Annotated in this window: 17 protein-coding genes and 1 pseudogene; 7 read left to right on the top strand and 11 right to left on the bottom strand. The window is 31.9% G+C overall.

What is annotated here, in order from left to right:
* Positions 1-82: 82 nt before the first annotated feature.
* Positions 83-1,456, bottom strand: coding sequence for a glycosyltransferase (locus Q0409_RS09325; RefSeq protein ID WP_298537433.1), 1,374 nt, complete (start codon positions 1,454-1,456; stop codon positions 83-85).
* Between the two features lie 250 nt (positions 1,457-1,706).
* Between Q0409_RS09325 and Q0409_RS09320 the strand changes: the two genes are divergently transcribed.
* Both Q0409_RS09320 and oadA read left to right on the top strand, forming a co-directional pair.
* Positions 1,707-2,801 (top strand): inositol-3-phosphate synthase, encoded by a 1,095-nt coding sequence (locus Q0409_RS09320; RefSeq protein ID WP_292787353.1) that lies wholly within the window; start codon positions 1,707-1,709, stop codon positions 2,799-2,801.
* Between the two features lie 328 nt (positions 2,802-3,129).
* Positions 3,130-4,860, top strand: coding sequence for a sodium-extruding oxaloacetate decarboxylase subunit alpha (oadA, locus tag Q0409_RS09315; RefSeq protein WP_298537430.1), 1,731 nt, complete (start codon positions 3,130-3,132; stop codon positions 4,858-4,860).
* A 272-nt stretch (positions 4,861-5,132) separates the two neighbouring features.
* Here oadA and Q0409_RS09310 read toward each other — a convergent pair whose 3' ends face one another.
* Together Q0409_RS09310 and larC are read right to left on the bottom strand one after the other, a co-directional pair.
* On the bottom strand, positions 5,133-5,741 hold the full coding sequence (locus tag Q0409_RS09310) for a hypothetical protein (RefSeq protein ID WP_298537427.1): 609 nt from the start codon (positions 5,739-5,741) through the stop codon (positions 5,133-5,135).
* Between the two features lie 65 nt (positions 5,742-5,806).
* On the bottom strand, positions 5,807-7,081 hold the full coding sequence (gene larC / locus Q0409_RS09305; protein ID WP_298537424.1) for a nickel pincer cofactor biosynthesis protein LarC: 1,275 nt from the start codon (positions 7,079-7,081) through the stop codon (positions 5,807-5,809).
* Between the two features lie 291 nt (positions 7,082-7,372).
* On the opposite strand from larC, the gene Q0409_RS09300 reads away from it, so the two are divergent.
* From Q0409_RS09300 to Q0409_RS09290, 3 genes are all read left to right on the top strand, one after another.
* Positions 7,373-8,584, top strand: coding sequence for a phosphatidylglycerophosphatase (locus Q0409_RS09300; protein ID WP_298537421.1), 1,212 nt, complete (start codon positions 7,373-7,375; stop codon positions 8,582-8,584).
* Positions 8,585-8,663: 79 nt separating this feature from the next.
* Positions 8,664-9,500 carry an adenosylcobinamide-GDP ribazoletransferase gene (cobS, locus tag Q0409_RS09295; protein WP_298537418.1) on the top strand — a complete coding sequence of 279 codons (837 nt, stop codon included), beginning with the start codon at positions 8,664-8,666 and terminating at the stop codon, positions 9,498-9,500.
* A 112-nt stretch (positions 9,501-9,612) separates the two neighbouring features.
* The gene (locus Q0409_RS09290) at positions 9,613-10,170 is read left to right on the top strand and encodes a tRNA (cytidine(56)-2'-O)-methyltransferase (protein ID WP_292788791.1); all 558 of its coding nucleotides are present in this window, start codon (positions 9,613-9,615) and stop codon (positions 10,168-10,170) included.
* 74 nt (positions 10,171-10,244) lie between these two features.
* Here Q0409_RS09290 and Q0409_RS09285 read toward each other — a convergent pair whose 3' ends face one another.
* The 5 genes from Q0409_RS09285 to rplJ all read right to left on the bottom strand — a co-directional run bounded on the left by Q0409_RS09285 (position 10,245) and on the right by rplJ (position 16,573).
* Positions 10,245-11,366, bottom strand: a complete 1,122-nt coding sequence (locus Q0409_RS09285; RefSeq protein ID WP_298537415.1) for a DUF763 domain-containing protein — start codon at positions 11,364-11,366, stop codon at positions 10,245-10,247.
* 134 nt (positions 11,367-11,500) lie between these two features.
* The gene (locus Q0409_RS09280; protein WP_298537412.1) at positions 11,501-12,001 is read right to left on the bottom strand and encodes a fumarate hydratase C-terminal domain-containing protein; all 501 of its coding nucleotides are present in this window, start codon (positions 11,999-12,001) and stop codon (positions 11,501-11,503) included.
* 301 nt (positions 12,002-12,302) lie between these two features.
* Positions 12,303-13,469, bottom strand: coding sequence for a tyrosine decarboxylase MfnA (mfnA, locus tag Q0409_RS09275; RefSeq protein WP_298537409.1), 1,167 nt, complete (start codon positions 13,467-13,469; stop codon positions 12,303-12,305).
* 163 nt (positions 13,470-13,632) lie between these two features.
* Positions 13,633-15,915 carry a phosphoenolpyruvate synthase gene (ppsA, locus tag Q0409_RS09270; protein WP_298537406.1) on the bottom strand — a complete coding sequence of 761 codons (2,283 nt, stop codon included), beginning with the start codon at positions 15,913-15,915 and terminating at the stop codon, positions 13,633-13,635.
* Positions 15,916-16,090: 175 nt separating this feature from the next.
* Positions 16,091-16,573 carry a 50S ribosomal protein L16 gene (gene rplJ, locus Q0409_RS09265; protein ID WP_298537404.1) on the bottom strand — a complete coding sequence of 161 codons (483 nt, stop codon included), beginning with the start codon at positions 16,571-16,573 and terminating at the stop codon, positions 16,091-16,093.
* A gap of 584 nt (positions 16,574-17,157) precedes the next feature.
* Between rplJ and Q0409_RS09260 the strand changes: the two genes are divergently transcribed.
* Positions 17,158-17,403, top strand: a complete 246-nt coding sequence (locus Q0409_RS09260; protein WP_298537401.1) for a KEOPS complex subunit Pcc1 — start codon at positions 17,158-17,160, stop codon at positions 17,401-17,403.
* A gap of 163 nt (positions 17,404-17,566) precedes the next feature.
* The gene (locus Q0409_RS09255; RefSeq protein ID WP_298537398.1) at positions 17,567-18,757 is read left to right on the top strand and encodes a B-box zinc finger protein; all 1,191 of its coding nucleotides are present in this window, start codon (positions 17,567-17,569) and stop codon (positions 18,755-18,757) included.
* Positions 18,758-19,115: 358 nt separating this feature from the next.
* Here the strand turns inward: Q0409_RS09255 and Q0409_RS09250 are convergent, their stop codons facing one another.
* The 3 genes and pseudogenes from Q0409_RS09250 to Q0409_RS09240 form a co-directional block, all read right to left on the bottom strand.
* A complete protein-coding gene (locus Q0409_RS09250) occupies positions 19,116-19,850 on the bottom strand; it encodes a peptidylprolyl isomerase (RefSeq protein ID WP_298537396.1) in 735 nt (244 codons plus the stop codon).
* 328 nt (positions 19,851-20,178) lie between these two features.
* Positions 20,179-21,312: a nucleotidyltransferase family protein gene (locus Q0409_RS09245; protein ID WP_298537592.1), complete on the bottom strand. Its 1,134-nt coding sequence runs from the start codon at positions 21,310-21,312 to the stop codon at positions 20,179-20,181.
* A gap of 63 nt (positions 21,313-21,375) precedes the next feature.
* Positions 21,376-21,534: pseudogene (locus tag Q0409_RS09240) on the bottom strand (hypothetical protein); the annotation flags it as partial.
* Between the last annotated feature and the right edge of the window lie 44 nt (positions 21,535-21,578).

The following is a 21,578-nucleotide window of genomic DNA, read 5'->3' as shown; positions in this document are numbered from 1 at the left end:
ATTTATAATTTTATAAGTATAAATCTTTATTTTTTTAAATATAATTGTTAATATTATTAAATCATTAATCTTTTTGAAATTGTTAATTTTCTAATTCATTCAATAAGTCAGCGAATTTTTTAGCCATATTTTCCATTGAATAATCTTCAATATTTATATCGGAACTTAATTCAACAGTTCCATTTTCAACAAATTCATCATAAATGTTCAATAAAGCTTCTTTAGTTGACTCTAAACTTGAAACATGATATCCAACTTTAGTTTCCTCAATTAAATCCTTTAGGGAACCTTCTTTATATCCAATGGATAAAACAGGTTTCTTCAATGCAAAATATTCATAGATCTTTCCAGGGATAAACATCTTTTCCTTTTCATTATCCCAAGATATCAGGAGGAGAACATCACTGTTCAATTGCTTTTTCAACACTTCCTCATGAGCTATTTTTCCCCCAATATGAACGATATCCAAAAGACCATAACGGCTAGCTATCTCTTCCAAACCTGTGCTGTCGCCGTAAAATTCTATTGAAATTTTAGATGAATCCAATTTGCCTTCATCCTCTAATTGGCGAATGGCTTCAAATAAATAAGTTGGGTCTCTCTTACCACCATACAAGGATCCTGCATAAATGAACTTCAATTTTTCTGAAAAATCATTGGAAAAATTGTCATTTTTAGAAACTAATTCCTCTAAAAACTTGAAGTCATCCTTATCATAACCGGATAAAATTGGAACTATCCTACTCATTGGATGTAAAGTGGACAATGTTTCTGCAGCCAAATCAGTAGTGGTAGTTAAAGCGTCTGCATTTTCAAATGTCTTCAATTCTAATCTTTTTTCAAAATAATCTCTTATGAAAGTGTGTGAAACATATGGATTTAAATTCCAAAGGTCCCTTAAGTCGGCTATCCAAGGAATATCATGATGTTCCTTTAAATCCTTTGCAATTGTATGGCAGGTTATAGGCCAGGAAGAGCTTATGATAGCATCAATTTCTTCCTCATCCATAATTTTAGAAGCTTCCTTAAATGCAGATTCATGCCAGTATTTCATCCCATCAGGATATGCAAAGACTTCACCGGCAATTGAAATGGCTTTTGAAGCAATCGGATTAGAATAAGATGTTGAATCCTTTAGCTTTTCATCATTAAATTCGATAGAATCTTTAGAATCTTTAGAATCTCTAGAATCTCTAGAACCTTTAGAATCGTCAGCCTCAGATGAGTTAGATTTCTTAAATTTATTGGAAAAATGACTAAACATATCCTCATATTCAGTGTAAATGATTCTGCAATTCAAATCATCGTTTTCCTTTGGAATGAAACCTAAATCCGGAACAATGACTATCGGTTCCCATCCAAATTGAGGTAAATATTTTGCAAGTGCCCTTAAACGCTTTGAAGCAATTTCATTTACCTGATTAAAATAAAATGCTATTAAAATCACTTTTTTCATTTAACCACCGAATTAAAAATCTAAATCCAAATCAAATTTAAGAATATAAAGGATTATTTCTTGAAAATTCATCAATTTTTTGAAAAGATTTATATAAATAAATGTTAATATATTAAAGTAATATGATTTATATTTATTTTTATTCAATAATGTTTATATAAATTTTTAAAAAAAAATCAAAAAATACTTTATTATCAATAAAGAAATTGAAAAAATCAAAAATTATAATTATTTTATTACTGGTGAAAATATGAGCAAAATTAAAATAGCTGTAGTAGGAATAGGAAACTGTGCAAGTTCCCTTATACAAGGAATCTATTATTATAAAGATAAGAATCCTGAAGATGCAATCGGCCTTATGCACTGGAAAATCGGTGAATGGGATCCAACTGACATAGAAGTAGTCGCTGCTTTCGATATTGATGCAAGAAAAGTTGGAAAAACTGTTGATGAAGCTATCTTTGCAAAACCAAACTGTACTACAGTCTTCCAACCAGAAATACCAAAAAGCGATGTAGTTGTCCAAATGGGACCTGTTCTTGATGGTGTCAGTGAACATATGGCAGAATTCGAAGATGATTATACATTCATAGTAGCTGATGAAGAGCCAGTAGACGTTGTTGAAGTCTTGAAAGAAAGCGGAGCAGAAATATTACTCAGTTATTTGCCAGTGGGTTCTGAAGAAGCTGCAAGATTCTATGCACAATGTGCATTGGATGCGGAAATTGCTTATATTAATTGTATGCCAGTATTTATTGTAAGTGACCCAGAATGGGATGCAAAATTCAGAGAAAAAGGACTCCCTGCTGTTGGTGACGACATTAAAGCACAAATCGGTGCAACCATTACCCACAGAACCTTAAGTAACTTGTTTAAGGAAAGAGGTGTTAAATTAATTCACACTTACCAAATCAACACTGGTGGAAACACTGACTTCTTGAACATGTTAAACAGAAAACGTTTAGACTCTAAAAAAGAATCTAAAACTGAAGCTGTTCAATCAGTACTTGCAGAAAGAATGGATCCTCATGACATCCACATTGGTCCAAGTGATTACGTACCATGGCAAAAAGACAACAAGATCTGTTTCTTAAGAATGGAAGGTAAAACCTTTGGTGACGTTCCTATGGACATAGAACTCAGATTAAGTGTAGAAGATTCTCCTAACTCTGCAGGATGTGTAATTGACGCTATTCGTTGCTGTAAATTAGGACTTGAAAGAGGAATTGGTGGACAATTAACTTCAATTTCATCTTATGTTATGAAACACCCTCCAATCCAATTCACTGATGATGAAGCAGCAGCTAATGTTGAAGCATTCATTAATGGAGAAATAGAACGTTAAGATTAATTTCTTAACTTTTTCTTTTTTTATTTTTCTAATTTTTTCAATTTTCTTTTTAACTATTTTTTACAATTTATACTGTTTTAATAATAATTTTTCATAATTATCTTTGACTTTTTCTTATTTCAACAAATTTTTAAAACTATTTTTAAATATAGTCAAAAAATAGATAACTTTTATTAGTAGTTATAACAATAAATAATAATATAATGTAAAATAATCGTATGTGATTTAGAAATAATAAATTAGAAATTTATATTTAAAAATCAGAAATATGATTTTGAATTAAATTTATCATGATATTTAAAAATTTTAGTGAGGTGTAAAGATGAAAGTGAAAATAACCGAAACCGCATTCAGAGATGCTCACCAATCCCTTTTAGCAACCAGAATGAGAACAAGAGATATGGTTCCTATTATTGAAGAAATGGATAAAGTGGGATATCATGCTATAGAAGCATGGGGTGGAGCTACCTTTGATACTTGTATTAGATTTTTAAACGAAGACCCTTGGGAAAGATTAAGAATATTAAAGGAAAACTTTACTGAAACTCCATTGCAAATGCTCCTTAGAGGTCAAAACTTACTCGGATACAAACATTATGCTGATGACATTGTAACTAAATTTGTAGAAAAATCCTATGAAAACGGTATTGACATCTTTAGAATCTTTGATGCAATGAACGATATTAGGAACATGCAACAATCCATTAAAGTAGCTAAAGAGCAAGGTGCTCATGTTCAAGGAACTATCAGCTACACCATTAGTCCAGTTCACACTATCGACAAATTCGTGGAATTTGCAAAAGAACTTGAAGCATTGGAATGTGATTCAATAGCTATTAAGGATATGGCTGGTTTAATCACCCCGTCTGTTGTATTTGAATTGGTTACAAGATTAAAAGAAGAAACTGATTTATTAGTTAACTTACACTCACATTGTACCAGTGGTATGACTCCTATCAGTTATTATGCTGCATGCCAAGCAGGTGTTGACATTTTAGACACTGCTATTTCACCAATCGCTTGGGGTACTTCCCAACCTCCAACAGAAAGTATTGTAGCATCCTTACAAGGCACTGAATTCGACACTGGTCTTGATTTAAAAGCATTAAACCAAATTAAAAAATACTTCGAAACCCTTAGAGAAAAATACGAAGGATACATCGATCCTATTAGTGAAAGAATCGACACTGACGTATTGATGTACCAAATCCCTGGTGGAATGCTTTCCAACTTAATTTCACAATTAAAACAGCAAAACGCATTAGACAGATACCAAGATGTATTGGAAGAAATGCCTCGTGTGAGAAAGGATATGGGATACCCTCCACTCGTAACTCCAACTAGCCAAATCGTTGGTATTCAAGCTGTAATGAACGTTATAAACGGTGAAAGATACAAAATCGTTTCCAACGAAGTTAAAGATTACATGAAAGGTTTCTATGGACGTGCTCCAGCACCAATCAATGAAGAGATTGCTCAAAAGATCATTGGTGATGAGGAACGTATTACCTGCAGACCTGCAGATTTAATTGAACCTGAATACGAAAACTTCAAAAAAGAAGGTGAAGAGTTAGGAATCATCAAGAAAGAGGAAGATGTTCTTACTCTCGCAATGTTACCTCCAGTTGCTAAACAATTCCTTAAAGGCGACCTCGAAGAGGAACCATTCCCAGAAGTTCACATTGGCGGTAGCGGTGATGATGACCTTAGCGCTATTCCAACTGAATACTCTGTAGAAGTTGATGGAGATATCTTCGATGTAAAAATCATGCCTACCGGTTACATGCAAATCGGTCAACAAGGAGGCAGCGGAAATGTAGGCCCTATTCCTGGTGCATTAACTGCATCCATGCAAGGTATGGTGCTTAAGATTAAAGTAAACACTGGAGATAAAGTCCAAAAAGGTACTGTAGTTGCAGTTCTTGAAGCTATGAAAATGGAAAACGATATCTACGCTGAAGAGGAAGGTATTGTAGAACAAATTTTCGTAGAAGAAGGTGACACTGTAAACGCAGGTGACAACTTAATGTTGATTAAACCTTTAGACGAATAATGGTATTTTTTACCATTATCTTTTTATTTTTTTTTAGATTAATCTAATATTTTTAGAATTATATTTATTAGATTTAATCTCTTTACACCTTATTTAAAATTAAACAAAAAAAGCTATTTTTAAGAATTCATTTTCAAAGAATCTGAAATATTGATAATAATAAGGATAATTAAGGATAATTAAGGATAATAATAAGATAATAATGATTAAATTAATTCGTAATATATGAAACTATTATTGGAATGATAAAAAAAGAAAATGAATAAAAATATTTATCCATTTCCAATTCCTAAAAAGAAATAATCATAAGTGTTTTGTAAAGTTTCAGGAGCCATCCAAGGATAGGTTTTAGCCAAGTATTCCTTAATCTCATCTGATCTGGTGATGACATCTGCCTTGTTTGCAAATTTCTGTGCTCTGAAATAATCATTCAAATCATCACTGATTTCACGGGACTCCTCATACAAATGCTCTAAATGAGCAGGTGGAACATGAGGCAATATCTCCCTAAGAATGTCAATAGGAATCAGATCAAAATGATTAGCAATTGCAAAATTAAAAATGACATTTAATATAAGATCTTTAGTATTGAGAACAACACGTCTTGGAATGGATTCCGCTTGTTCCTCAGATATCACACCATCCTTCAAAGCCCTATCTACATCTGTTTCAACTACAATCTGAAACCCTTGATTATATTTACCTTGTCTGAATCGAATGGCAAATATGAGCATGCAAAGAACAGATAAGACTGCAAATATTAAAGAAATGGATGCGACTAAACTGGATTGAAGTTTAAACTCATTATATATCAATAATACAAGAGCCAATATGATAAAAAATCTTGATAAAAATGCTAAATTTAATCTTGGAACTTTCATATTTTCACATTTTTTAATATTTTCACATATAATACTTATTGCAATTCATATTTAAGAATTTCTTTTTACTCCCTATTGTTTTCCAAATAATCACGAATCATAGTGTTTGCAACATCTCTCACTTCAATTAAAGGAATGTCCTGCTCTACAGAGATTCTGCGTAAATCCTCATATTCAGGCCTATGAGAAATGATTTCATCTCCAATCAATCCTATCTTAAAGTTGATTGTATAAATATGATTGCCAACATTAATATCCAAAGGAACAAATTGCCTTTCAGCAACTCCTCTATGAGTGTTTTCAGAGACTCTAATACCTAAAGTGCCGGTTTCCCTAAAGAGGATATTTACTAAATGGTCAACTAAATCTGGTTTTGAGATAACTTTAATTAAATGACCTGGCCTATTTTTCTTCATGGTAATAGGCACCACTGAAACATCTCTAGCTCCTTCAATCAAAAGCAAATCAAACAAGAAACCTAATTCCTCACCAGACATATGGTCAATATTGGTTTCAATTACAGAAACCTTATGCTTTCCATTTGTATTCTTGGATTTGATGACTCTTAACACATTAGGGAAATCGAATTCCTTTGAACCGCAACCGTATGCAATCTCCTCAGGAGACATCATAGGAGCAAATTCTAAAAATTCATCACAGAACTCCATGTACAAAGCACATCCAGTAGGTGTTGCAAGTTCAGAATTGACTGGTCCGCCAACGCATTTAGTTTCTCCTTTTGAAAAATCTTTAAAGGAATCCTCATTTAATCCTTTAAGAATATCCAAGCTTGCAGGAGCAGGGACAGGAATTCTTCCGTGGGCAGTTACAACCACTCCACCACCAACAGCAATAGGAAGACCAACCACCTTATCCTTATCCATTCCTAAATCAAAGTAAGCACAAATTGAACCTAAAACATCTGCTACAGCATCTGCAGCACCTACTTCATGGAAATGAACTTCTTCAAGGCTTTTGCCATGAACTCTTGACTCTGAAATAGCTATTCTCTTAAATACCTTTTTAGCCATTTCAACCATTTCATCGGTTAAATTTTCAATATCTGCATATTTCAATAGATCAATTTTTTCCATGAAATCTGGAAAATGAACATGATGGTTGTTTTCATTATCCTCATCAATAGTCTTTACATTGCAAAATGTAGCATCAATTCCGGACTTATTTACTTTATTTAATGATACTTCAACCTCACCAAAGTCAACAGCCACATCTTCCATAAGACATTTAACCTTTTCCCCATCAGCTCCCAAGTCCACAAGAGCTCCAATAATCATATTCCCAGATATTCCTGCATTCTGAGGGTCAATAATATAAACCATAAAATTACTTCCTTAAGCTTAAATTACAATCAAAATTAATCTCTGAATAATTGTTTTAATATTCTCTAAATAATTGTATAAATATTCTCTAAATAATTGTATAAATATTTTCTAAATAATTGTATAAATATTCTCTAAATAATTCTCTAAAATAATATATATAATTACAATTAAATAATATTTGTTATAAAAATATATTCATAATACGAAACAATAAATTATGATAATCACTCCAAAATTAGAGAAATCATTAAAGGGTAGGATTCAAAGCAATTGAAAAGAGGAATTTAATTGTCTAAAAAAAGTAAAAACAATGCAAAAAATAAGAAAATCCAAAGCATCAAAAACAAGCTAGTGAACGGTGAATTGATTAAAAACGAAGATGCTTTATACATTAACAATCCAGATTATTTTTTAACATTCAGTGATTTGGAAATAAGTGATGGAATTGACATTATAGAGAACATTATGGTCTTGTCAGACAATTACATCAGTTTCAATAGGGAAAATGAGGATGAGCCATTAAATGATGTTGAGTTAATGGAAATCACTGAGGAATATAAGGAAAATAATGATATTGATGGAGGTTATATCGCTCAAAGCTTTGATAAAATAGATTTCATTAGCAACACTTATGAGGATATAACTGTCATTACTGTAATTTCCAATGACCTTGAAGTTCAGGATTTTTACAATGAACTGAAAGTTGTCAATAGCTGGAAAGGATTTGATAATGCTAAAGTTGATTTTGGACAAATAATTCTTTTGAATCATGCATTCAGCCCTAAATTACTCATCCAACTTTATAAGGTTGCAACTAAGCAAAAAGCAAAATTCTTTGAATCACTTCACTTGCCAGCCCATATAAATCATATCCTAAACAATAATGATTTCCTGGTTATTGCATCCAATCTCCCAGAAGAGACTTTAGATCAAGATTATATAATGGAAATCGGTTTAGACATAACCAATATGGAATATGAGGATGATGATATCGATTTAGATGAATTCATAGAAAGAATTGAAGATGCAGTTGTAATTAGTTGTGAAGATGCATTGGAAAAGATTGATTTGAACATCGGAATACTTGATTATCTTGTCAGTAAAGGAATCCAAATCGGAGATATGATTGAAGTTGGAATGAGCCTTCTAGAAAATATGGAAGAAACTGAAGAATTGAAGGAAAAATTAGAGAAGCAATTGCTTAAATCAGTTCGCGATAAAAACATTAACGCTCTCTTAATTGCAGCAATTAGACTGGAGGAAGACCTTCAAAAAGGAAGAGTCCGTGAAATAAACTTAAATGAAAAACTGGTTCATTTCTATCCAGATGAACTTATCGGTGCAACAATTGCAAATCAAATAGCTGGAACTAAGGCTTTGCTGAACTTCAGAAGATATTCAAAAGAAAAGCCAGGAATATTATACGGTTTAGGACCGGTTTTATCAAATGCATTTGCAGGCTTGATTGCAGGATGCATGACAAAGATACTCGGAGAATGAATTTTATCGATTATTGGCAGATATTAAAAAATGACATATTGGAATTGATGGATATTAAAGAATTGGTGGATTTGAAAATATGAAAGATGAAAACAATGATGACTACTTTGAAAAGCAAAGCCCTTCAACATTACGTTCCATTGGAGGATTATTGACTTTTTCAACAATACTCCCTTTAAACATTTACACAACTATTGATGAAATGGCAAGGTTAACATGGTTTTGGCCAGTCCTTAATGGACTTATAGGATTATTAGCCACAATTATTGCATTCATATTAGCAAAATTCATCCATTTTGACCCATTTTTGATTGCTGCAATAGTCTATGGATTCTTATTATTGATAAATGGATTTAATCATTTCGATGGACTTATGGACTTTGGAGATGGAGTGATGGTCCACGGCTCTCCAGAGAAAAAATTAAGCATTATGAAAGATCCTATGACTGGTGTTGGAGGAATAGCTACTGGATTTATTGTAGGAACAATTACCATAGCTGCATTCACCTCTTTAATCAATTATGCATATGCAGTTAGCTTTAATTTACTTTTATTGATTATTGTAGCAGAAATTGCTGCAAAAATAGGCTTAACAACCTGTTGCATAAGCTCTCAAGCATCTGAAGAAGGAATCGGTAAATATTTCATCAAGTACATGAACTTGAAAAATTATGTTGTTGGATTAATCATTTGCTTCATAATTGCTGTAGCATTAAGTTTAGGTCCTGGAATCCACATAGGACTTTTAGGTATTATTGGAGGAGCATTCGGCGGAGCATTGACAGCATTACTTGCTAAAAAACATCTTAAAATTGCAAATGGGGATGTTCTCGGAACCTCTAACGAATTAGGAAGACTTTTCTCATTACTCGCTATGTTAATATTGATTTCAATGAATTTCAGTTCTTTAATTTAAAATATTAAATTAAATAAAAAAAACTTAAGAATTATAAATAATTAAAAAATAAAAACTAAAAAAAAATAATAATTAAAATTATCAAATTATCTTATTGTAAAAGAGTGAAACAATGAATATAAACGTTTTAAGATTAGACCACAGAATAGGAAGAGACACACGTATAACAACCCATGTATGCTTAACTGCAAGAGCTTTTGGTGCAAGTAAAGTCTGGTTGGCAGGAGAAGAAGACCACAGCATGATGAAAAGCGTAAGAGATATTGCAGACAGATGGGGAGGAGACTTTGAAATCGAATATAACAATTCATATATGGAAGTTATAATGAACTGGAGAGAAAATGGAGGAAAAATAGTTCATTTGACAATGTATGGTTCACAAGCTCATGAAATTGTAGATGAAGTGCGTGAAACCGGTGATGATATCCTAATCATCGTTGGTGGAGCAAAAGTACCTACAAAAGTCTATAAGAATGCTGATTGGAATGTTTCCGTAACAACACAACCTCATTCTGAAGTTGCAGCACTTGCAATTTTCCAACATCTTTTGATGGAAGGAAAGGAATTTGATTTGGAATTTGAAAATCCTGTATTTGAAGTTATTCCAACAGCTCATGGAAAAACTGTAAATATCCATGATGAAAATAGAAAAATCAACAAAGAAGAATAAAAAAATAAAATCATTCACCATAAAAGAAGAATAAATTATTTTACAATAATTTATTTATCTTTTCACCATAACACCTAAGAAATAAAATCATCCAAACGTTTTAAAGCTTTCATTTTATCATATTTATCTAATTTTGCCTGATGAAGTGCATCCTTTACAGTGGCTATGGAATGATCATAAACATCTCTATCAACAGGATAAGGAAAACCATCCTTTCCACCATGACTAAAAGAATATTTTACAGGGTCTTTCCAACTTGCAGGCTCACCAAAGACCAAATCAGAGATTAAAGCAAGAGCCCTGATTTTTTTAGGACCGATTCCCTGAAGCAAAATCAAGTCCTCGTACTTTTCCGGCTGAATTTCCCAAGCATTCTTTAAAACTTCAAATTCCTTATCAGACAAATCCATATCCAAGACTTGATGATGCTCAGGCAAAGTAAGGGAATTTGTCTCATCTATGCTAAAATCAGTTAAAAGAAGTTGATTGGAATCTTTTCTTTTGAAATAACTCCTTAAGTGATCAGGATTGTCATTAATCAAATCAACACTGATTTTTTGTGCTTCAACACTATCCTTTGAAGCCATGTTCAATGCCTCATTTTCCTTTTTATCACAGGATATTCCATTATGGGGATCCTCTAGAAAACTTGTAACATTTTCACCCATCCAATGATAACGCCTTGCGTATTTTGTTGCAGTGTTCATTCCTTGTTGCACTACTGCCCAATCCCCTTTTTCAGTGATGAAGAAGTTATGGACATATAAATTATATCCATCCTGCAAGCATGAGTTGTCCACCTTTGCGGATAATTTGCTTGAATGAATCATGTCTTCAATATTTGAGCTTTTAAGATTGAATATTTCTCCTGCCCTTTCAATTCCTTGTGGAGTTTTTCGGGATGCGGTTCCTTTGCCTCCAGAGATATAGATTCCATGTTTTTCTGGATCAATTGAGGATTTCAATGCTCCAAGTGTGGTTGTAGTTGTTCCCGAGGAATGCCAATCAAAGCCTATGACGCATGAGAATGCTTGGAACCAATAAGGGTCAGATATACGGTTTAAGAATTCATTAGTTCCATATTCCTCGATTACCACTTCAGAGATTGCACCAGACAATTTAGTCATTCTATCAAATAACCATCTTGGCGTATGTCCTCCATGCAGTGGCAGATTAGTTGTTCCCCTCCTTTGCATTAAAATACCCCTAAAAAAGTTATAATTAATATTTTCTAAAAAATAGTATATAAAATTAAAAAGAGCATTTGAAAAATAATATGCATAAAAAATAGGAAATGAAAAATCTAATCCAGTCTAAAAAAAAAAATAAACTATAAAGACTCACCGTGTGCAATGGCCACAATTCCTGGAATGTCCTTAACTTCCAATTCGAAGAAAGCTTCCATGCCTTCCTCTTCATAAGCCACACATTTCTTTGATAGGACATTATTTGTGAGTAGTGCAGCCACTGGAGGAGTGACAATGAAAACGGAATTATACTTATTTAAGCTTTCCTTTGTCTCATCAGATAAAGACCCCTTTCCTATATGAAACTTCACCCCCGCTTTAGATAATGTTGGAATTGATGATTCTATTTCAGTTTTATTGCTTGTAGTTGGAGCAACTCCTGCAACGCTAAATGCAGTATGCATAATAGCCATGCCCTTAAAGTCAAAAGGATATTTGTCTGTATCATCGTTTTCAATAGATTTGGCCAATTTTGGTAAAACTGCATCTCTACCGCAATACATTAAGCCAGATAATGATATCTTATCCCCGACTTTCAAATCATTTACAACATCATCACTGATTGGAGTTTGTATTTTTTTCATATAATTAGATATTTTTTTAAAATTTATAAAATTTTCCAATGTAAAAAATTATTTCAAAGTGTGTAAAATAGTAATTGTGTAAAAGTGAAAATCTGCTAAAAAATTTAATATGTTTTAATTAAAATAATGAGCGATTAAATCATATGTACTGTTAAAAAAATACAAAATAATTTAAGATATCTTCAATATAATGAAATCACATCAAATGAAATAATATAAAAATATTAATTATATACATCAAAGCATATAAATCTGATAAAAAATTAAAAAATTAGAATAAATAAGTAAAAAAGTAAAAAAATTAAAGAGATTTGTTGATCTCATCCAAATCATTTAAAAGTTCAATCAAATGTTCCTTTTTAATATGATTCATTAAGATAACCCTAATGGCTTTAGGATAGGAAGAGCATGATATTTTCCAATTTCTTTCCTCAAGCAATTGAGCCAATTCAAAAGTCTCTAAATATGGATGATTGAAAGCAACAATATTCAATTTAGGCTCGACAACCAATTCATATCCTAAGTTTTTAAGGTTTTCTGCTAAAAAGTGAGTCTTTTCCAATGCTTCAATAGCATTGCTTGCATAACCCTCTTTTCCCAAATAGCTCATTACAGCATATGTTGCAGCTGCAGAAGCTCCTAAACGGGTGCCTACAATGGTAGACTGATTTTTGATTGTCAAGTATGGGGAATCTACAGACATTGCATCCAAATAGGATTGGTCTCTGAACAAAATTCCTCCAGAAGGAATTGGTGAAAGCCCCATTTTATGCGGATCTACGGTAATGGATTTGACACCTTCAATTGAAAAGTCAAAGTTTGGTAAATCATATCCTTTAGCTTTTAGGAAAGGAATTGAGAAACCACCGAATGCGGCATCTACATGTAGATGAATATCATTTTGAATAGCTATTTTGGACAGATCTTCTATAGGGTCAATCATTCCAAGCTCTGTAGTGCCTGCAATACCAACAATAGCTACAGTATTTTCAGTGATGTTATCATCAACGCATTTAGGATCGATACGGTAATTCTCATCCAAGTCTACACGAATCAATTTCAAATCAAGCATATCAGCCGCTTTCTTAAATGAAAAATGAGCGGATTTAGGAACTATTAACTCTCCTTTTTTAATTCCCTTATTATCTCTTGCAAGATTTCTTGCAGCTCTGATAGCCATGATATTAGCTTCAGTACCACCAGTTACCATATGACCAACAGGGCCTTCAATAGATAAAAAGGAACCAATCATCTTCAAAACCTTATCTTCCAATAATTTGGTTCCCTTGAATAGACCAGGATCCCCTAAATTGGAATCAATGAATTTAAAAAAAGCTTCTTTTGCAATAGGGTGCGCTTCTGTACACATGGAACCTAAAATTCTTCCATCAGAATATTTGCAATCCATTGCCTGAAATTCATCTAATTGATTGAAAATTTCATCATGAGATATTGGTTTTTCATTCATAAAAATTACCTGAACTTAAAAATAAAATGAAATGGATAAAAATAAAATCATATTTCTATAATGTTTGAAAATAAAAAAAATTAAAAATAAATTAAACTTCTTAAAATAAATAAAAAAATAAAGATTTAAAAGATTAAACTTTTAAATCAAAGTAAATTCAGAATTATAATTGTTTTCTTGCTGCATCAAGCATGATTTTCTTTTCAGCTCTTGCAACAGTCTTTCTTACTTCCTCTACTGCATCAGTATTGGAAGATACACTGGTAATTCCAAATTTAACAAGTTTTTCAACAATATGAGGTACACTACCTGCTTGACCACAGATACTGCAAGTTACACCTGCTGCTGCACAATGCTTAATGGTTCTTTCAATTAAAGCCATTACTGCAGGGTGTTCTTCTCTGTAGTGTTTTGCAACGAACTCATTGTTTCTGTCTACTGCAAGAGTGTATTGGGTCAAGTCATTGGTACCGAGACTTACAAAGTCAATTCCTTCTGCAATGTATTCGTCAATCAAGATAGCTGCTGCAGGAATTTCAACCATCATACCAAATTCAACATCCACTTGAGGTTCCATACCTACTTCTCTACATAATTCCTTAGCTCTTCTAAGCTCGGAAGGATGTTGTGATAATGGGATCATGATTCCAATGTTTGTATAACCTTTATCGTGAAGCTTTTTAATTGCTTTGAATTCTGCTTTTAAGATTTCAGGTTCATCCAATTCTCTTCTGATACCTCTCCAACCTAACATTGGGTTGTGTTCTCTAGGTTCATTTTCCCCACCTTCAAGGGTAATGAACTCATCGGTAGGAGCATCAAGGGTTCTGTACCATACAGGTTTTGGATAGAATTCATCTGCTACTTTTAAAACACCTTCAGCAATTGTATCAACCAATTTGTCTTCTTCACCATCAAGGATGAATTTTCTTGGGTGAACACCAGTGGATAACATCATGTGTTCAGTTCTGAGTAAACCTACACCATCTGCACCGGTTGCTGCTGCTTTTGGAGCTGCTTCAGCCATACTTACATTAGCTTTAACTTCAGTTACAGTGATTAAAGGAGTTGCAGACACTTGAATTGCACCAGCACTTGCTTCTTCACTTTCAGCACCTTTAATGATACCTTTGTATACTAAACCTTTTTTACCGTCAGCAGTAACTTCATCATTTTCTTTTAAGGTAGTTGTTGCGTCTCCAGTACCTACTACACAAGGAATTCCTAATTCTCTTGAGATAATAGCTGCGTGACAGGTTACTCCACCTTCATCAGTTACGATACCGGTAGCTCTTTTCATAGCTGGCACCATATCAGGAGTGGTCATAGTGGTTACCATTACGTCTCCTTCTTGAACTTTATCAAGTTCATCAAGACTTAAAATGACTTTAACAGTACCTGATGCTAAACCAGGACTTGCACCAAGACCTCTGATTAAAACTTCTAAATCCACTTCTTCCTCTTCAGCTTCCTCTTTCTTAGAATCGCCTAAGGTAGTGATTGGTCTGGATTGTAATAAGAATAAGTTTCCATCATGGAATGCCCATTCAGTATCTTGAGGTTTGCCGTAATGACCTTCTACTCTTTTAGCCATTGCAACAAGCTCTAATAATTCCTCATCAGATAAAACTCTTTCTTTTCTTAAATCTTCAGGAACGTCAACTTGAATGGAGGTTCCGCCTTCTTCATTAGTGAACATAGTTTTCTTGTCACTAATGGTAACGTTTAATACTTCATTAGTTTCTTTATCTACAGCGTAGTTATCAGGAGTTACAGATCCACTAACTACAGATTCACCAAGTCCCCAAGAACCTTCGATTAAAGCAATGTTTTCACCAGTGGATGGGTTTACAGTGAACATTACACCTGCCTTATCGGAATCAACCATTTGTTGAACAACTACTGCAATGTAAACTTGAGAGTGTTCGAAGTTGTTTTCTTCTCTGTAGAAAATAGCTCTTGCTTCAAATAAGGAAGCCCAACATTTTCTTACATATTCAATAACATTATCCAATCCTTGAACGTGCAAGAAAGTGTCTTGTTGACCTGCAAATGAAGCTTCAGGCAAGTCTTCTGCAGTTGCGGAAGAACGAATAGCTACATCAGCGCCATCTTCTTCTCCAACTCTTTCGGATAATTGGTTGTAAGCTTCAGTAATGTAAGTAGAAATTCCGTCAGGTATAGGAGTTTCAATGATAATTGCTTTGATTTTTTCTGCAGCTTCTTGAAGTTCTTTAGTGTTATTAATATCTACTTGGTCTAAAATATCCATAACCTTGCTAAAAATTCCAGTGTCTCTCATAAACTTATCATAAGTTTTAGAGGTTACAACAAATCCTGGAGGGACTGGAATACCTGCTTGGGTTAATTCACCTAAATTAGCACCTTTACCACCAGCAATACCTAAATCATCTTTACTTAAATCTTCAAATTTTTTAACGTACATTGTTCTGCTCCTTTTTAAACAATAGTCCTTAATCAATTTTCAATAATTGAATGATAATGACGTTTTGGATATTAAATTAAAGTCCAAATAAATATTTTTTAGATTGTTTAATTTTGAATGAAATTAAAATTAAAAATAAAATGAAAAATTTGAGATTAATCAAAAAAGCCAAGACTTATTTGACTAATTCTGCACCTTTTTCAACAACAATTCTGCAAGATACAGGCATTTTCATACCTGCTCTTTTTAAAGCGGTTTTAGCGTCTTGGAAGTTTTTAGGGTTTACATCAATAGACATGATCTTTTGATTGGTTTTTACTAAAGCTTCTACACTGATTGCTTTACCGAAAGCATTTCTCATACCGCTTTGTACCCTGTCCGCACCTGCTCCGGTTGCCATAGGGTTTTCTCTTACGATGTTGTGAGGGTATACTCTTAATTTTAAGTGGTATCCTAATCTACCAGCAGATCTTTGCATGTATCTGTTAGAAGCAATACGAGCTGCTTCTAAAGCATTGTGTCTAATTTGAGCTGGTTTTTTAACTGCTAAGGATACTCTTACTGGGAAATCTTCTGATAAGTTACCCATATCATATTGAACAATTCTGTTGTTTGGTATTTTTCTAATATATTCTCTTCTTGAATAAGCACGAACCATTACTAGTCCTCCATATAATCATAATTAAGAATTTATGTGTGCAAAGCCACTGTACAAAACTATTGTACAAAGCTATTGTACAAAGCCATTTCTAAAGATTGCACATTTTGAATGCTTTATTTAATTCTAATCTAAAATAACACAAAAATTCTTTAAATTTTTATCGACTAAAAAGCCGAAATGTGATTGTTCTATCAGAACAAAGAAATAATAGCTATTCTGTAAAGTATAATCCCATATTAAGAAAATATAAGCTATAATTATATTCTTATTATCATACTTTCCTATCTTAGCCATATAAAATTGAGAAAATTAATAATTTGATTTAATAAACGAATATTATATATTATTAATTTATAAAGTTAGATAGAATATTACTATATATTTTTTTAAACATTAATAAATGTTACCCTATATTATATATAATTTAAGATTTATATAATATGAAAATAGATAAAATGAAAAACTATAAAATGAAAATCATAGATTAAAAAATTTATAATTGAAATTACAAATAATTAATTGAATTACAATTTTTAAAATTCATTTTTAAAATTACTTAAAAAATTTAATAGGGCAAAAGGATGAACATAAAATCAAATATCAAAATGGAATATAAAGATCCCCAATATGCTGAAATTGTCTATAAATCCCTTGAAGTGGATAATGAAGGTTTCGTTCGAAGCGTCTTGGAGAAAGATACAATAAATTTTAAAATTGAAAGTGATAAGTTAGGCAGTTTTTTAGCTACAGCAGATGATCTTATATCTTCTGAAATATTGGCTGAAGAGATAATAAAAAAAACAAAACAAAAAGATACTTTGAAATAAAAATGCCAAAATGAAAATTCATCCAAAAATTAAAAAAATTTCTATTAAAAGATAAATTTAATAATAATTAAAATCATAAATATATTACAATATATTGATATAACAATAAGTTACATTTTTTTTCTCATAATATAATAAACAAGGACAAAGATGAAGTGTTAATATGGAATGTCATAATCACCCAGATAGAGAGGCTGTGGCAAATTGTTCATTTTGTGGAAAAGCAGTTTGTCCAGAGTGTAGTGTGGAAATTGGTGGAAATATTTATTGTAAAGATTGCTTAAATGACATCATTGCAAAAACTATGGTAGAAGAGGAAGCTGTAGCAGATTCTCCAAAAGCTGCAGAAGTAGTTGAAGAACCTGCAGATGCATTTGAACCAATTACTCCAATTCAAGCAGAAGAACGTCAAGTTGCAGAAGAAATTGCAAAACCAGTTGACAAAGCTCCTGAAAACTTTGAAACTGATTATGAATATGAAACTGCATATGTTGAAACTTACGAAGAAGATGGAGATGAGGACAGCTATTACGAAAATCCTGAACCTATTCCTGAACCTGTACCAGAATACAGAGAACAGGAAAGAAAACTTAAAGCAAAACCTCAACCAACCAGACCTCCTATTGAACCTATCCATACTGGGGATATAGATGAGGATTACTATTATGAACCAGTTCCTAGTGAAACTCCAAGCAATGAACTTGAAGCAAAATATGAAAGATATTTAGAAGATTTATATTATGATGAAGAAGAGGATGTAGTTCCTCCAGAACTTCTTGAAGAGGTTGTTGAAGAACCTCCTAGGTCTAGAGCTCCTAAAGGAAAAAGGAGAAGGAAGAAACAAGCTAAAAAAGAACGTGCAGCATATGAGGAAGCACCTAGAAGACAAAGACCTAGAAATTATCCAAGAGATGATGGGGAATATTACATTAACCCTAGAGATGAATACGAAGAAGACTTTATAGTTCCATCCCATAACAGAAGAAGAGCTCCTCAAAGAGATGCTGAAAGTTACGAAGAGCTTAAAAGAAGAATTGAAAGAAACTACGAACTAGAACAGCACAGCAAAAAAAGAGGTCGCTTCAGAAGATCTAAAAAGTCAAAATACGATTATGATGACTATGATGAACTAGAAAATATCCAAGAGATGCACAGATATCCTGTAGAAGAAGAAAGCGAAAAGCTTTCATTCACCGAGATACTTCTTGCAATCATCTTAATCATTTTAATAATATTACTTGTCTTATATGTAATTTACTTATTCAGATTAAGTGGAGATTACGCTGGTTTCATAGAAGCTCTTAGTGGATTAATCCAAAATCCTGGAGAATTCATTACTAACGTATTGAATTAATTAAACTAATAGAGAATTTATTTCTCTATCCTTTCTTTTTTTAACACTTCTATTATCTTTATTAATTTTTCTTATTTTTCTTATTTTTATTATTTTTATTATTTAACTAATAAAATAAACTTATTTTTTACATAAAGTTTTTGAATACTATTTTTTTTAAAAGTTTTATTAAAAATGAAAAATAATATGCTATTTTTATAAAAGCTAAAAAATAATAAGAAGTGAATGATCTAAATTAAAAAAAGATAAGATTGATAAAAAAGCTATGAAAATTAATTAAAAATTGATAAAAAATTGAAAAAAATAATAAAAAAAGAAAGTAAAAAAAGTGAAAAGTAAAAAGAAATAATTAAAATAATTATTCTTCTGCTTCTTCTTCAGCAGGTTCTTCTACTTTTTTCTCGAATTCATCTACGAATTCAACTTTTTCGTAATCCATATTGTCCCAAATGTCTTTGGAAATTCTGAATCTAGCAAAAGTTACATCCATGTATGATTTTTGATCGAATCTGGTGATTTCATCTAATTTGATACTTACTTTGTCACCATCGATTTTGATTTCGGTTTTGTCTAAGTCCATGTTAGGGTAGGAGTAGTGTAACTCAATCATACTTTTGATTTTTTCTTCATCATCTTCAATAACTTCAACTACAGAAACATCATATTCTAAGTTTTTACCAGCTAATTCATGGTTGAAGTCCACTTTAACTCTTCCACCGTTTACAGAGATGATTTTACCAGTACCCGCATCTGCAGTAATTTTCATACCTCTAACAGGAGTCATACCTTGTTTTTTGAATTCTTTCATTGGAATTAATTGAATGAAATTAGGGTTTCTTTGACCAAAACCATTTTCAGGAGTTACAGATACGTGAACAGCCTCTCCAGCTTCAGTTCCAATAATAGCATCATCAATAGCTTTTAATAAATGATTTCCTCCAACAATAATTGGAATTGGACCGTAAACTTTATTTTCTACTAATATACCTGCTTCTTCTGCGATATCTTCGGAAGTAGTATCGAATACTTCATCAGTTTCTTTAATTTTTCCAGTGAAATTTAATCTTACAAAATCTCCTTCTTTAATTGCCATAAATAATTCTCCTATAATCTTTATTATGAAAACAATTACATTTTTAAATATTAAGAATATGTCTTTACTTTCACAGTTTACTCAAGTTCAAAATAGTCAAATGTAATTAATAATAAAATTGAATAGTAAATTTAATAATTTAATATCAATATAAAATATCTAGCTAATTAAAATAAATTTTTTAATTAATCAAATATTCATTATATATTTTTATTAAGTGATATTATATAATGTTTACTAATTTAATAAAAAAATAGAAAAATAGTCGTGAAAAAAATAGATAAAAAATTAGAAAAAAGTATTGAAAAAATTTAAAAAATTAGAGGTATTAATCAGTGACTATATTCTTTACAAACCTGTTTCCTTTTTCAAATACCTTTTCTTTAAATTCCTCTAAAACTGCCTCATTTTTATAATTCAATACACGTACAGTGCTAGGGTAATTATTGATATATTCAGAAATCATATCTGCATTGATCCTTGTCTCTAAAATGCTTAAAACCCTATTTTTAAAATGGCTGCTGAAACCATAGAAAATGGAATCTTCAATTTCAGAGACTGATTCAAATGGTTTTTCCTCACGCCTATCAACTAATTCATTAGCCAACTTTTCATTGAAGAAATTTAATTTAATCAAATCATCATAAGGTAAATTGTTTGCAGAATCAATGATGTACTCTTCAACTCTTAAATCATGCAATGGAGCCCTATCCTCATTGATTTCTCTTTCTAAAATCCTAAGTGTTTCACTTGGCAACATTGATTTGACTGAGTCTAAATTATTCTCTGAACAAGCCTTACGAATCAAGGTTCCACTTACACCTTCAATACGTGGAACAAAAATGAATTTGTCCTTAAAATCAAATCCTATCTTTTTCAATGATTTGGAAAATGAAACTATAACATAATTGTCCTCTTCCAACTTTCCATTATAGACCACTTCTTTTGTATCCATATCAACGATTCTATAAGGTTTTGGAGCTACACCATGACCTAAAGAAATTCTTTCCAATATCTTTTCATAACCATCAAAAGGCCTGTAGCCTCTAGGTATAAAATCAGTATTCAATGCCTGGAACATTTTTGTTAAACATAAAGAGTATTGGCCAGATCCCATAATTCCCATAGGTGGTCCTTCAACAACAATATCTGCACCTACAGCAATAGCTATTTCAGCCCTTGTTCTTCTATGTAAAATGTAAGGCAATCCTCTACCGCTTCTTTCAAACAATCCTGGAACGACAGCTACAAACAATCCGTCAGGAATTTTTTCCTTTGCAGTTTTCATGCAGTGAAAATGACCATTGTGAAGGGGAGAATACTCAGTGAAATCCGCAATTAGTGGTCTTGAATTAGAGGATTTATTTGAAGTTTCCTCATCAGAATCTAATTGGGAATATTTTTTTGAATTTTCAAAATCCTTGAAGAATGTTTTTCTATCATTCTCTTGAATCTCTTTTATAAAATTACAAACACTGTCAGCAACTTCAATTTTAAAATCTTTATAATTATAATCTTTATATTTTTCATTTGCTTCTTCTATAGTCATATTATTAACTACACATATTAAAGACATTAAATTTGATATTCCAGGTTTATTTTCTTCATCATAATAAACTTTACCTTCGCTATCTGTACATGCAGACATTATTTTTTTTCTAGTTATTTCAATGTCATCTAACATAAAGATAGTTCCTTTATCATCTTTTGGAGCAGACTTACTCATTT

The organism is uncultured Methanobrevibacter sp., assembly GCF_937898925.1.
In the GTDB taxonomy this organism is placed as follows: Archaea; Methanobacteriota; Methanobacteria; order Methanobacteriales; family Methanobacteriaceae; genus Methanobrevibacter.
The sequence above is the reverse complement of the archived record's forward strand: the minus strand, read 5'-3'. Positions and strand labels throughout refer to the sequence as shown.

Coding starts and splice junctions, on each gene's coding strand:
- Q0409_RS09325 (WP_298537433.1), bottom strand. CDS start 1,456: ATGAAAAAAGTGATTTTAATAGCATTTTATTTTAATCAGGTAAATGAA.
- Q0409_RS09320 (WP_292787353.1), top strand. CDS start 1,707: ATGAGCAAAATTAAAATAGCTGTAGTAGGAATAGGAAACTGTGCAAGT.
- oadA (WP_298537430.1), top strand. CDS start 3,130: ATGAAAGTGAAAATAACCGAAACCGCATTCAGAGATGCTCACCAATCC.
- Q0409_RS09310 (WP_298537427.1), bottom strand. CDS start 5,741: ATGAAAGTTCCAAGATTAAATTTAGCATTTTTATCAAGATTTTTTATC.
- larC (WP_298537424.1), bottom strand. CDS start 7,081: ATGGTTTATATTATTGACCCTCAGAATGCAGGAATATCTGGGAATATG.
- cobS (WP_298537418.1), top strand. CDS start 8,664: ATGAAAGATGAAAACAATGATGACTACTTTGAAAAGCAAAGCCCTTCA.
- Q0409_RS09290 (WP_292788791.1), top strand. CDS start 9,613: ATGAATATAAACGTTTTAAGATTAGACCACAGAATAGGAAGAGACACA.
- Q0409_RS09285 (WP_298537415.1), bottom strand. CDS start 11,366: ATGCAAAGGAGGGGAACAACTAATCTGCCACTGCATGGAGGACATACG.
- Q0409_RS09280 (WP_298537412.1), bottom strand. CDS start 12,001: ATGAAAAAAATACAAACTCCAATCAGTGATGATGTTGTAAATGATTTG.
- mfnA (WP_298537409.1), bottom strand. CDS start 13,469: ATGAATGAAAAACCAATATCTCATGATGAAATTTTCAATCAATTAGAT.
- ppsA (WP_298537406.1), bottom strand. CDS start 15,915: ATGTACGTTAAAAAATTTGAAGATTTAAGTAAAGATGATTTAGGTATT.
- rplJ (WP_298537404.1), bottom strand. CDS start 16,573: ATGGTTCGTGCTTATTCAAGAAGAGAATATATTAGAAAAATACCAAAC.
- Q0409_RS09260 (WP_298537401.1), top strand. CDS start 17,158: ATGAACATAAAATCAAATATCAAAATGGAATATAAAGATCCCCAATAT.
- Q0409_RS09255 (WP_298537398.1), top strand. CDS start 17,567: ATGGAATGTCATAATCACCCAGATAGAGAGGCTGTGGCAAATTGTTCA.
- Q0409_RS09250 (WP_298537396.1), bottom strand. CDS start 19,850: ATGGCAATTAAAGAAGGAGATTTTGTAAGATTAAATTTCACTGGAAAA.